Origin of the sequence: Motilimonas eburnea, assembly GCF_021295345.1 — a bacterium.
GTDB lineage: Bacteria > Pseudomonadota > Gammaproteobacteria > Enterobacterales > CBDFNC01 > Motilimonas > Motilimonas eburnea.
The window spans coordinates 232,999-246,505 of the sequence record NZ_JAIMJB010000005.1 but is presented as its reverse complement, the minus strand read 5'-3'; the positions used below and the strand labels follow the sequence as shown (position 1 = coordinate 246,505).

Here is a 13,507-nt window from a genome sequence, read left to right as displayed (position 1 = left end):
GACAATTTATGCTTGGCGGCAATAGCGCTGTGGACCCACCTGATTCCATGCCGAACTCAGAAGTGAAACGCAGCAGCGCCGATGGTAGTGTGGGGCTTCCCCATGTGAGAGTAGGACACCGCCAAGCGCCAAACAAGAAAGCCCGAGTCTAGCGACTTGGGCTTTTTTACGTCTAAAGAAAAATAAACAAATCAGAAAAGCAGAGTAGATACACCCATTCCCCGAGCAAGCTCGGGTCCCACCTAGTTCCCACATTGTTCCGAATGGATCATTACAAGACTTCCTTGTTGTCAGGCTATTTCTCATCATGTTCAAAATAGTAACTGGTCCTGACTCTTGGGTTTAAATATTCGTGCACATTAGGCGGTAAGCTTTGCGGTTTAATGACTTTCTCAATACTTAACTCCGCCGCTTCTAAATCTATGATGGGGGCTTCTGTTCTGGGCACAGCCGGATCAAATACCAGCACTTTGGGAAACAAAAGTCGGTCTGAAGCAACTGACATCACCATACCCACTTGACCGCTTGAAAGCTGCACGACACTCCCAGGTGGGTAGATCCCCAGTAATTTAATTAAACGGCCAAGGTTATCCTTATTAAACAATTTGGCCTGTTGCTTAAACATAATGGATAACGCTTGATAGGGGATCTTGGCTTGCCGTATGTCGGTCGGATGGCAGATATTGTCATAGCGATTCACCAAGGCGACCATTTGTGCCAATTTGTCTATTTGGTCCCCTTTTAGCTTTGCCGGATAGCCACTGCCATCAGCATATTCATGATGTTGCAAAATAATTGTCTTGGCGGCCTCAGGAAAATCTTCAACCAGTTGTAGCAGCTCAATCGCGTAGTTACAGTGCATTTGATACAAGTTTTGTTCGGCTTGGTTTAGGTTGCCAACTCCCCTCACTATTTTTGAAGGTAATTTAATTTGGCCAATATCATGAAAGAGTGAGCCTAGCCCTAACATTTTAATTTCTTCCAATGAACAACCAGATGCTTTACCTAGCATCATGCTCAACACGCTCACATTTAATGAATGGTAATAAAGAGCTTCGGTTTCCTTTGATTCACTCATTAAATGCAGCACTGAATTATCTGTGCTCATCAAGGACTCTGCCATCGACTCAATGAGCTCGGTGGCCTCTGAAATGGCAGTAAGGGGTCGGTTTAGGATCTTGCCCATGACAGACCTTACTTGTGACATGCTTTTTGCGAAGTCTTTTTCACACTTTTGTAACTGCCGACGATAATTCTTGAGTTCTTCGATGCGTTTCTGCTTTTGTTGCCATAGCTCTGCTTCCATGGCCTTTGCTGCATCGGTTTGTTCATTGGAAGGTATGGCAACTGGAGTATCGACCGCCAAGGGTAGATTGTCGGACTTATCGGGAACGATAGTGACATGTTTCAGGCCAAGGTTACGGATGACATCAATTTGCTCTTGTGACTTGATTTTAAAGTTACTGAACAGAAAAGGGTGGTCTCCCCAGTTCACGGGAAGCTTAACGTAATTGCCTAATTGTAATCGGTTTACAGATATTTTGAGTTCTGCCATTAAGATCCTTGGCAACAAGCTGGGTGCTATAACTTTAGCATATCGCAACTCCTAGCTGACAAGTTAATCTCTTTTATGTAGACTTCTGGAAGTCTAGACATTTTTGGAGAAAACCATGCCTATTCGTATTCCAGACGCCTTACCTGCGGTTGACGTGTTAAGATCTGAAAATATCTTTGTAATGCCCGAATCGAAAGCGATTCATCAGGATATCCGTCCTCTTAAGGTATTGATATTAAATCTAATGCCCAAAAAAATTGAAACCGAGACGCAATTAATGCGTTTACTTTCAAACACCCCCTTACAAGTGGATATCGAGTTAGTTAGGGTCGACGCACGGGCGTCAAAAAATACCCCTAAAGAGCATTTAGATGCCTTTTACCAAGACTTTGACCGGGTCAAAAACCAAAAGTGGGATGGTTTTATTATTACTGGTGCACCGCTGGGCACCGTCCCCTTTGACCAAGTGTATTATTGGGATAAGTTTGTCGAAATCGTTGAATGGTCAAAGCACAATGTGACTTCAACCTTGTTCTTATGTTGGGCTGCACAAGCGGCTTTAAATGTGCTCTATGGCTTGAAGAAAGAATCTCACGAGGTTAAACATTCTGGGGTATTCGAGCATCAAACCTTCAACCAACAGCATCCTTTAGTGCGCGGCTTTGATGACTTCTTTCAAGCCCCTTTATCCCGTTACGCTAAGTTTTGTCCTGAAACCATAGGTAAACATACCGACCTTAACATCTTTGCCAATTCGGACGAAGCAGGGGTTTACTTGGCGGCGACCACAGATTGTCGTCAGGTCTATATCACAGGGCATCCGGAATATGACAGTGACACCTTACACCAAGAATATATTCGAGACCAAAATGAAGGCTTAGCGCCCAACTTGCCAGTTAATTACTACCCTAATGATGATAGTGAGCAAGCGCCACGCGCCACTTGGCGTAGCCATGGCAATTTACTATACAGTAACTGGTTGAATTACTGCGTTTATCAAGAAACGCCTTATGATCTAGACCAACTCGGTCGCAGCGAGTAAGCCCACTAAGCACTGGGTAAGGGTTTGTAAAACGCTTACTCAGCCTAAATATGATACAATCGCGGCAATGTTGACCGCGGTACAGGCAGTAGAAGCAATGGAAAATAAAAAGCAGTTATTGGAAGCACAATTAGCCAAGCGTATCTTGCTAATTGACGGTGGTATGGGAACAGAAATCCAGTCCTACAAACTGGAAGAAGCTGATTATCGCGGCGAGCGTTTTGCTGATTGGCATTGTGATGTTAAAGGAAACAACGATCTATTGGTGTTAACCAAGCCAGAGTTGATTGCTGAGATTCACAAGGCTTATCTCGATGCGGGTGCTCATATTCTAGAAACCAACACCTTTAATGCCACCACCATTGCGATGGCAGACTATGATATGGAAGCCTTGTCTGCCGAAATTAACTTTGAAGCTGCCAAAATAGCGCGCCAAGTGGCGGATGCAAAAACAGCAGAAGATCCCACTAATCCAAGATTTGTGGCGGGGGTATTGGGCCCAACTAACCGCACCGCTTCTATCTCGCCTGATGTAAACGACCCTAGCTTTCGTAATATCACTTTTGATCAGCTTGTTGAGGCTTATCGCGAGTCCACCAAAGCACTGATTGAAGGTGGCTCTGATATCATCCTGATTGAAACCATTTTTGATACCTTGAATGCCAAAGCGGCTGCGTTTGCGGTAGAAACCGTGTTCGACGATATGGGGATCGTCTTACCTGTGATGATCTCAGGTACCATTACCGATGCATCCGGGCGTACTTTATCGGGGCAAACCACCGAGGCTTTCTATAACTCATTGCGTCACGTTAAGCCTATTTCATTTGGCTTAAACTGTGCATTAGGGCCAGATGAGCTGCGTACCTATGTGCAAGAGCTATCGCGCATCTGTGAAACGTACGTATCAGCGCACCCTAACGCGGGTTTGCCCAATGCCTTTGGTGAGTATGACCTTGAAGCCGATGAAATGGCGGTGCATATCAAGGAATGGGCCGAGCAAGGCTTTTTAAACCTCGTGGGTGGCTGTTGTGGTACCACGCCTGGGCATATTAAAGCCATGGCTAAGGCCGTTGAAGGTGTTAAGCCGCGTCAATTACCTGAAATCGAAGTTGCCTGTCGTTTGAGTGGTTTAGAGCCGCTAAACATCTATTCTCATACCTTGTTCCAAAACGTCGGTGAGCGTACCAATGTAACGGGCTCGGCGCGCTTTAAACGCCTGATTAAAGAAGAGCAATATGACACGGCCCTAGAAGTGGCACAACAGCAGGTTGAAGCGGGGGCTCAGATCATCGATATCAACATGGATGAAGGCATGTTGGATTCGTTGCATTGTATGGAAAAATTCCTGCATTTATGTGCAACGGAGCCGGAGATCTCTAAAGTGCCGATCATGATTGACTCATCGAAATGGGAAATCTTAGAAGCGGGCCTAAAATGTGTGCAAGGTAAAGGCATCGTTAACTCCATCAGTATGAAGGAGGGTAAGGAAAACTTTATCAAGCAAGCTAAACTGATTCGTCGTTATGGTGCGGCAGTGATAGTGATGGCGTTTGATGAAGTTGGCCAAGCCGATACCCGTGAGCGCAAGTTTGAAATCTGTCAAAAATCATACCGTATTCTGGTTGATGAAGTCGGCTTCCCGCCGGAAGACATCATCTTTGACCCTAACATCTTTGCCGTGGCAACCGGTATTGAAGAGCATAACAACTACGCCGTGGACTTTATTGAAGCGGTGAAAGACATCAAGGATAACCTGCCTCACGCGATGATCTCGGGCGGTGTGTCTAACGTGTCATTCTCATTCCGTGGTAACAACCCGGTGCGTGAAGCCATTCACGCCGTGTTCCTGTACTACTGTATTAAAAACGGCATGGACATGGGTATCGTTAACGCAGGCCAATTAGCTATCTATGACGACATTCCCGCTGAGTTAAAAGAAAAAGTGGAAGCCGTGGTGCTTAACACCCATCCGGGTGCCACCGAAGAGCTGCTGGATATTGCGGGTAAATACGCCGAATCAGGCGCAGAAGCGGAAGATCCTAAGGCGGCAGAGTGGCGCAGTTGGTCGGTGAATAAACGCCTTGAACATGCCTTAGTGAAAGGCATTACCGAATTTATCGAACAAGATACCGAAGAAGCGCGCGCCAACGCAGAACGACCGTTACACGTCATCGAAGGGCCATTAATGGATGGCATGAACGTGGTCGGTGATTTGTTCGGTGCGGGTAAAATGTTCTTACCTCAGGTGGTTAAATCGGCACGCGTGATGAAGCGTGCAGTAGCCTACTTACAGCCTTTCATTGAAGCTGAAAAAGGCGAAGGCACCCAAACCGCAGGTAAGGTGGTGATGGCGACCGTCAAAGGTGACGTGCACGATATAGGTAAAAACATTGTTGGCGTGGTACTGCAATGTAATAACTATGAAATCATCGACCTAGGTGTGATGGTGCCGTGCGATCAGATCTTAAAAGTGGCCAAAGAAGAAAATGCCGACATGATTGGCCTATCTGGCCTGATCACGCCATCGCTGGATGAAATGGTGCATGTCGCCAAAGAAATGCAGCGTCAAGGGTTTACCATTCCATTATTGATAGGTGGAGCCACCACATCGAAAGCGCATACCGCGGTTAAGATAGAGCAAAACTACGACCACCCTGTGGTTTACGTACCGAATGCGTCACGCGCAGTAGGTGTTTGCCAAACTTTATTGAGTGAAGAGGGCAAGCCTGCCTTTGTCGAGCGTCTCAACAAAGAATACGAAACCGTGCGCGAGCAACATGCGCGTAAAAAGCCGCGCACACCGCCGGTTACCCTTGCTGAAGCGCGTACCAATGGTCTTGAACTGGATTGGGACAATTACACGCCGCCAGCGCCGCTGCAGCCAGGCATTCATAAGTTTGAAAACTTCTCGATCAAGGAAATTCGTGAATTTATCGACTGGACGCCGTTCTTTATGACGTGGTCGCTAGCGGGTAAATACCCACGCATTTTAGAAGATGAAGTGGTGGGTGAAGAAGCGAAACGCCTATTTAAAGATGCCAATGCCATGCTGGATGAACTTGAAGCCAGTGGCAAGGTGCAGGCGGCCGGTATTTTGGGGATCTTCCCTGCCAACCGCGTAGGCGATGACCTTGAGGTTTATACCGATGAATCGCGCAGCCAAGTGTTGACTACTTTATGCGGCTTGCGTCAGCAAACCAAAAAAGGCGAAGGCTATGCCAATAACTGTTTATCTGACTTTGTCGCACCGAAAGCGTCAGGCAAGGCAGACTATGTCGGCGCCTTTGCGGTCACCGGTGGTATTGGTGAGGCCGAGTTAATCGAAGCTTATAAAGCCAACCATGACGATTACAACGCCATCATGATGTCGGCGGTTTGTGACCGTCTAGCGGAAGGCTTTGCCGAGTTACTGCACCAAAAAGTGCGTAAAGAAATTTGGGGTTATGCCCCCGACGAAAACCTGAATAATGATGAGCTGATCCGTGAAAAATACCAAGGCATCCGCCCGGCGCCGGGTTATCCGGCTTGTCCTGAGCACACCGAGAAAGGTGAGATCTGGAAGTTACTTAATGTGGAAGCCGAAATTGGTATGAAACTAACGGAAAGCTACGCCATGTGGCCGGGTGCGGCGGTGTCGGGATGGTACTTCTCGCACCCTGAGAGTAAGTACTTTGCCGTGGCGCAAATCCAGCAAGACCAGGTTGAGGATTATGCGCAGCGTAAAGGTATGACCTTAGCCGAAGCAGAGCGCTGGTTAGCGCCCAATTTAGGCTACAACCCAGACGCTTAAAATCGGTTTACTTTCGACCCTCTCCAAGCCGCTTTTTCAAGCGGCTTTTTTATGCCTTGCCGGTTATCGCCAGCTATGCTTAGTAATAAGTCAATCAATTTAATATAGGTGCGAAATGGCAAAGAAAATGTGGTGTTGCCAGATTTGTGGCTTCATCTATGATGAGGCGAAAGGCCGGCCAGCAGAAGGCATTCCTGCGGGGACTGCATGGCAAGATGTGCCCAGTGAATGGACGTGTCCGGATTGTGGTGCCGATAAAGCCAGCTTTGATATGCAGATGATGAGCTAACTGGGTTTGCTTATGAACCACTTTTTCTGCATAGGTGGTGTGATAGTGATCGTTAGCTGTGCTCTGCTATCGGCTTGTGGCGGGCCAACTGCCGCCGAGCATCAAGCACAGGCTCGTTTGTATATTGAACAACAAGATTGGCCTAATGCCGCTTATCATTTAAAACAAAGTATCCGTCAAGATGGTAAAAATGCAGCGACTCGGCTTCAGCTTGGTTTGTTGTATTTAGCCGACTACCAATTGGATGCAGCAGTAAAAGAATTACGTTTTGCCAATCATTTGGGGCTCGAAGAGGCGCGAGTGGCGCTGGCTCAAGCTTATAGCTGGCAAGGACGATATGAGCCTATATTGCGTTTAACCTTACCCCCTAACTTACCGCCGATGCAGCAAGCTGAATTGCTGATGTATCAGATTGAAGCAGCCATCGCATTGCAACCTTCATCTGTGCAAGAATGGTATCATCAGCTGTTTATGCTCGCACCAGACAGCCTTTACCACCATGTTGCTAAGGCTAGTATTTTGTTGTCAGAGGGGCAACCCGAAGCGGCCTTGGGTTGGCTGGAGCAGGCACTCGCATTGCAAGCTCGCGACCAACGAAGTCTCTGGCTGCAAGCAAAAGCCTTATATGTCTTGCAGCGCTACTCGCTAGCAATGGAAGTGCTACAACAGTTATTAAGCATCGCGCCTGATCGCGTTGGCTACACCTTATTGGCAATAGACATTGCTTTTGCACAGGCTGATCTGCCAACGGCCCAACGCCTGATTGCAGAGGTACAAAAGCGGGATCCCAAACAACCACAGCATCTATTCAATCAGGCCTATCTAGCGCTGCAGCAGCAAGACTTTACGCGTGCGTTAAGCTTGAGTGAGCAAATCCTAGTACAAGGAGAAAGCTACCCCGCGCGCTTGATCAATGGCATTAGCCACTATTATTTGTCAAATTGGGAACAAGCCTATGGCCAATTGCAAAAGACAGTCGACGCTTTTCCGGAGCAGCATATTGTTCAGCAATTGTTAGCCGACACCTTGATGAAACTAGGCCAATTGGACCAAGCGGCGCTGCTGGTAGAGCGAACGCAGTGGCAGCAAGTCGCACAGTTACCGCTATTACTCTCCCTTTCTTCGTCGCTCATTAAAAAGGGGAATGATGTGGCTGGCCAGCATTTATTGGGCCAAGCCAATGCCATCCTTGAAGGAAAGAATGATGTTAGTATGCAGACAGGGCTGGTTAAACTGTTGCAAGGCGATCTCGAGCAAGGTATCGCAGCCCTCGAAGCCCATGCTCAGCAGCATGGGGATCAAGGCCAGCTGATATTGTTCGAGGCGTATTTACGGGCGCAGCAATGGCCATCAGCGCAAGGTATTGTGGATGACATCATCACAGACAATGCCATACAAGGTTACACCTTGCTGACACGGTTGCAGTTAGCGCAGCAACAACCTTTGCTAGCCGAGCAGCGCTTACAAGCCGCTTTTGAACAAAACAAGTGGCCTGATCTACTGTATTTACTTGCTGTCAGTCAGTACGCACAAGGTAAATGGCACAGTGCCGAGGTCAGTTTAGCTAGCTGGGCTAATTTAGCGCCCATCACGCAATCTGGGCTGAGCTTATGGGTTGATATTGATTTACAACTGCAACGACCAGAGCAAGCGTTAGAACGCTTGTTGGCAACACATTACCAGCCGCTTTCACCATCGAATCAGTTAAGGCTGAGCCGACTACTGATCCAACAGCAGCAACCTGAATCAGCGCTTAGCCAGCTAGCTGAGCTAGTCAGCGAACAGCAAGGCAGTGCCGAGGTGCTGTGGTTAAGGGCGTTGGCTCATGTGCAACTCGGCCATAGATTGCAAGCCGAGCAAGCCTTACACGCCTTACTTAGCCGTCACCCCGTGCAGCAAAAATACCTCGTGTTACTGGCTGATCTTAAGCTTCGCCAACGGGCTTATGACGATTTACTGGCCACCTTATTGCAATACCCGATGCAGCAAAACCCTTGGTATTTAGAGCTGGTGGCGCGCTTGCAAATACAATTGGGAAAATGGCATGAGCTTGAGCAGACCGTCACGGGAATGAATCGCTTAGCAGCATCAAAACAAGCGCAGTTAAAGGCCTATATTGCGCTGGCTCGGGGCGAGTTAAGTCGTGCCAATGCCGTTATTCAATCTCAACTTGCCGAGGGCACTTGGCAGCCCGCTTTAATCGACTTAGCTTATTATTATGCCGAGCGACAACCTGCCAAGGCGGATACCATTATCGCGCAAGGGGAGAGGAGGTTTGCAGAGCAGCAAGACCTGTTACAAGCGCAAGCTCAGTTAGCTTGGCAGCGGGGTGACATCGGTCACGCTCAACAAGGTTGGCAGCAATTGTTGAAAATTGAGCCTGAACATACAGTGGCACTCAACAATCTAGCGTGGAGTTATAACCAGTTAGGGCAAGTCAATATGGCTCTCCCCTTGATTCAGCAAGCGTATCGGCTTGCACCACAAGACCACGATGTTATCGATACTTACGCCAGTGTGTTAATTTCACAATCTGATTTTCAGCAAGCCGTTAATTTGTTGAGAAAAATTGCACCTACCGCAAGGAAAGAGGCAATGTGGTTGCATTTAGCACAAGCGTATCTTGGTTTGGAAGATTATCAGCAAGCGAGCGCGATACTCCAGCGTTTGTCGGTGCAAGCGGTGCAGCCAGCCATTAGAAAACAAGTCAAAGCAATGCAAGGGATCGTGATGATCAATCAAGGCTCCTAGCTACCTGATAGTTACGTGACAAGATCCAATCGTATTTGCGCCGAAATAGCGTGTTGAGGTGTCTTAGGTATCAGTGTCAGGATCTTTTACACATTTCGCTGAGAGTCGCCAATCAAAAGCGGCAGCAACTACCTAACGGGCTGAAAATTAATCTAATTTAAATTTTGGCACCTTGTATGCAATCCACAGGTTCAGAGGCAGTAGTTTGGCCTTTGAATCATCCTAAGTACGAGGTGTAAAACCATGGACAAGTTTACTAAGAAAGCCCTCAATATTGCCCTTGCGGGAGCAGTGTTTGCAGGTATGTCACTTCCCGCTTACGCTGTGGGTGTGCTCGCCACATCTACTCTAGAGCTAAAAAATCTTCGTTTTCACGATGATAGCGGCACAACCTTTTCCAATCTAAACTTTGGACCTACGAGCACGTCTGGGGTGTTGCCTGCGGCCAGTAATACTTCTAACATCAGCGCGACGCTAAACTCGGTCACTAAGCAAGATGGGGGGATAGAGATTAAGCCGTTTGAGGTTCTTGCAGCAGGTGGCACCATTGCGGATCTCGTCATTGACTATGATGCAAACGACTTTTGTGTTGGGTCTGGCTGTACCTTAGTCGACAATGACTTTAATACCACCTTAATGACCAGTGGTACTCGAGAACTGATTAATCGTTCCTATTCCGATTCATTACTCACAGGAACATCAATTAACTATGACCTCAACGGTGACGGTGTCATTAATGGTTTGGGCGTGTTTATCGATCATGATGCCGATCCACTGACCCCAGATATTGAAGTATTTGACTATATTACAGCCGGTTCTCATATTGGTGCTGAAAGTACAGTGGAGCTCATCACAGACGGTCTCGGTTTTGCCGATGTGGATACCCAGCTTACGACTGCGGTGACCTTCATTTGGTCGGGGCCGGCGACTAGCTTTAATATTAGCTTTGACGCCTCGGTGTTTGCTGAAGCGTTTGTTGATACGATTCCCAACCCACCCGAAAGCGCCAATGCCGTGGCGGAGTTCAACCAAACATTTGAGTTAGTTGATGAACTCACTGGCGATATTATTTTGGAATGGGCTGCATTGGATCTCAATCGTTCTCGCTCAAGAACCGATGGTGCGCCAGGCTCTCGAACTGCTAGTTTCGCTGATTCAATCACTCTTACCTCGAGTGAGCTACTGGTGGCAGGGCGTGAATATAGCTTCCAGGCAACCACAGGTACAACCGTGACCGCTTCGCTAAAAATACCTGAGCCAGCTTCCGTTGCGCTATTTGGTTTAGGCTTATTGGGCTTATCGCAAATTCGTCGCAAAAAATAACCTCAGTGCCAAGCACCTAGTTATATAGACTTATTAGGTGCTTGGCTGTCGAGTTTACCAAAGGTGTAAAAAAAGCTGACAGCCCACCTAAGGCTTGCAGTATTGATTGCTTAGATACTCGGCTTATCCCTGATTTAGTCTGGAATATGGTGAATAAGGAAAAGTCAGGTATCTAAGCCGTTATCTGTTTGATCAAGGATGGCAATAAGTAACGTTAATGAAGCTATTCAGGGAAGTGCAGTATGAGTAACCTCAAACGTGAGATAATTCATTTACCCGGGATCAATTATCTAATTCGCAAAGTGGTGTCGTTTAAGGCCAGTAGAGAGGCTAATGAAATAGCGCATCATTTTGATCAATATCTTAAGCCGCTGATAGCCCATGAGACAGCTCTGCGTGATGAAGTGCATAAAATACGTCATAACGTTTACTGTGAAGAGCTGGCATTTGAACCACCCAAGCCAGATGGCAAAGAGCAAGATGATTTCGACCCTTACTCCATTTTTTGTGTCATTGAACACAAAGCCAGCCAGCATTACGCTGGTTGTGTTAGGGTGGTGACACCCCAAGCCTCAGAGCAATTGTTACCATTGGAGAAATACTGTAAGGGGGCAATCACGGACCCGCATTTAAATCCAGCCAACTTCCCACGTAATAAGATATGTGAAATTTCTCGATTGGCCGTGCCTGCTGAGTTTCGCCGGCGTAATGCGGATAAGTTTGCCGGTGCTGAAACCGGTGCGGTTAACGAGGATACGTATTCCGAAACCGAGCTACGTTGTTTTCCCTTTATCGCCATTGGTCTTTACCTCAGCGCAGCCTCAATTGTTATCAACCAAGATATAGAACATTGCTTTGTAATGATGGAACCAAGATTGGCGAGAAGTATGCGTTTTGTCGGGATCAAGTTTAAGCAGATTGGGCCCACGGTTGAATATCATGGTCAGCGGGCACCCTATTACATTAACCCCATCTTATTTCTAAGAAACCTGTCGCCCGGTTTCAAATTATTACATATGAATCTAGAGAAGGGGCTGGCACAAGCCATGAAGCATTAACGCGATAGCGGAGGAATCTGAGGGATTTATTTTGACTTAGCAGGGCGAAATATCTGGCCATTAACTACACTCAGAAATACGGTTTAAGTAAGGAATAACGTGATGAATCAGGCATTACTCCAACAGTACACTCAGATTGTGGGAAGTCGGAATATACTCACTCAGCCTGAGCAGTTAGCGCCTTATGAAACCGCAACCTATGAAACATCTGAAACGGTGAAAGTCGTTCTCAAACCTGAATCTACCGAGCAAGTGCAAGCGCTTGTCAAGCTGGCTAATGAGAATAAAGATCCGATTTATCCCATTAGTTCGGGCAAAAATTGGGGCTATGGCTCAGCGGTACCTACGGCAGACGGTTGTACTATTTTGGACTTAAGCTTGATGAATAACATCGTCAAGTTTGACCCTGATTTGGCTTACGTCACCATTGAGCCTGGCGTGACCCAAAAGCAGCTTTATGACTTTTTACAGCAACAAGGTGGCGCTCTTTGGATGGATGCCACGGGGTCATCACAAGAATGCAGCATCATAGGCAACACCATGGAACGGGGGTTTGGCCATACGCCTTACGGCGATCACTTTGCCAATGTGAGTGGTTTGGAAGTGGTGTTGGCAAGTGGGGCGTGTTTTAAAACCGGCTTTGCTCGGTTTGCGAAGGCACAAGCTGCAGAGGTTTATCACTGGGGGGTCGGCCCCTATTTAGACGGTTTATTCAGTCAGTCATCGTTTGCCGTGGTCACCCAGATGACCATTTGGTTAATGCCTAAACCGGCTTATTTCCAAGCCTTCTTTTGCAGTGTTGATAAGGCAGACTTTGGCCCTATGGTAGACGCGCTACGACCACTACGACTTGATGGGACATTAAAAAGTGCCATGCACTTGGTCAATGGTGACAAGGTGGTGTCGGCTTTTGACCAATATCCGTGGCAGGCCATGAATGATACCACGCCCTTATCGAGGGAGTGGTTGGCGCAGAGATTAACCCAGTTAGACGCCAAAGAGTGGAATGCATCGGGGGCGCTATATGGCAGTTGGCTTGAAGTGGCCGTGGCGAGAAGGAGAATCAAGCAAGCGCTCAAACACATTCCCTCCCATAAAATTAAGTTCCTTGATGATTCACTATTGCGTGTGGCTCGCTTAATCCAAAAGCCCTATCAATGGGTAACAGGATTTGACCTTAAAGGGGCTCTTGATAAGAGTTTGCCGGTTTATCATTTAAAACGTGGGGTGCCAACCAATGCTTTTATTCCCAGTACTTACTGGCGCAAAAAGCAACCGCCACCGGATATGGACGCTGCACACCCAGATAGAGACAAGTGTGGTTTATTGTGGCTTGCCCCCGTTGCCCCCATGACGGGTGAGCATGCCACTCGACTAGAACATCTGGTTTACAAGTATTTATTGGAGTATGGCTTTGAGCCTGCTATTTCAATGACATTGTTAACGGAGCGCTGTATCGATTGCGTGATTTGTATTACCTATGACAGGGACAATCTTGAGCAGGAAAAGCAAGCCTTGGCCTGTCACGATGCCTTGTTTAAGGCACTAACCGATGACGGCTATTTTCCATATCGGCTGTCAACGCGCGCCATGACCATGTTACCCGACGCTGCTCCTGGGTATTTACAAGTGGTACAAGGCATTAAGCAAACTCTCGATCCCAATAGGATAATGTCACCGGGCCGTTATCAAGAGTAGA

Annotated in this window: 8 protein-coding genes and 1 rRNA gene; 8 read left to right on the top strand and 1 reads right to left on the bottom strand. The window is 47.4% G+C overall.

Annotated elements, in window-relative coordinates; genetic code table 11:
- The first annotated feature begins 11 nt into the window (after positions 1–11).
- Positions 12–127 (top strand): 5S ribosomal RNA (gene rrf, locus K6Y21_RS07130).
- A 168-nt stretch (positions 128–295) separates the two neighbouring features.
- On the opposite strand, the gene K6Y21_RS07125 is transcribed toward rrf, so the two are convergent.
- Positions 296–1,555, bottom strand: a complete 1,260-nt coding sequence (locus K6Y21_RS07125; RefSeq protein ID WP_233071091.1) for a cyclic di-GMP phosphodiesterase — start codon at positions 1,553–1,555, stop codon at positions 296–298.
- A 115-nt stretch (positions 1,556–1,670) separates the two neighbouring features.
- Between K6Y21_RS07125 and metA the strand changes: the two genes are divergently transcribed.
- The 7 genes from metA to K6Y21_RS07090 all read left to right on the top strand — a co-directional run bounded on the left by metA (position 1,671) and on the right by K6Y21_RS07090 (position 13,506).
- Positions 1,671–2,597, top strand: a complete 927-nt coding sequence (gene metA / locus K6Y21_RS07120; RefSeq protein WP_233071090.1) for a homoserine O-acetyltransferase MetA — start codon at positions 1,671–1,673, stop codon at positions 2,595–2,597.
- Positions 2,598–2,694: 97 nt separating this feature from the next.
- Entirely contained in the window at positions 2,695–6,387 is a 3,693-nt protein-coding gene (gene metH / locus K6Y21_RS07115; RefSeq protein WP_233071089.1) for a methionine synthase, read from the top strand.
- Positions 6,388–6,502: 115 nt separating this feature from the next.
- The gene (locus tag K6Y21_RS07110; RefSeq protein ID WP_233071088.1) at positions 6,503–6,676 is read left to right on the top strand and encodes a rubredoxin; all 174 of its coding nucleotides are present in this window, start codon (positions 6,503–6,505) and stop codon (positions 6,674–6,676) included.
- Positions 6,677–6,688: 12 nt separating this feature from the next.
- Positions 6,689–9,427 carry an XrtA/PEP-CTERM system TPR-repeat protein PrsT gene (prsT, locus tag K6Y21_RS07105; protein ID WP_233071087.1) on the top strand — a complete coding sequence of 913 codons (2,739 nt, stop codon included), beginning with the start codon at positions 6,689–6,691 and terminating at the stop codon, positions 9,425–9,427.
- 243 nt (positions 9,428–9,670) lie between these two features.
- Positions 9,671–10,750 carry an EDSAP-1 family PEP-CTERM protein gene (locus K6Y21_RS07100; protein ID WP_233071086.1) on the top strand — a complete coding sequence of 360 codons (1,080 nt, stop codon included), beginning with the start codon at positions 9,671–9,673 and terminating at the stop codon, positions 10,748–10,750.
- A 242-nt stretch (positions 10,751–10,992) separates the two neighbouring features.
- On the top strand, positions 10,993–11,808 hold the full coding sequence (locus tag K6Y21_RS07095) for a PEP-CTERM/exosortase system-associated acyltransferase (protein ID WP_233071085.1): 816 nt from the start codon (positions 10,993–10,995) through the stop codon (positions 11,806–11,808).
- A 102-nt stretch (positions 11,809–11,910) separates the two neighbouring features.
- A complete protein-coding gene (locus tag K6Y21_RS07090) occupies positions 11,911–13,506 on the top strand; it encodes an FAD-binding oxidoreductase (RefSeq protein ID WP_233071084.1) in 1,596 nt (531 codons plus the stop codon).
- The last annotated feature ends 1 nt before the right edge of the window (position 13,507 follow it).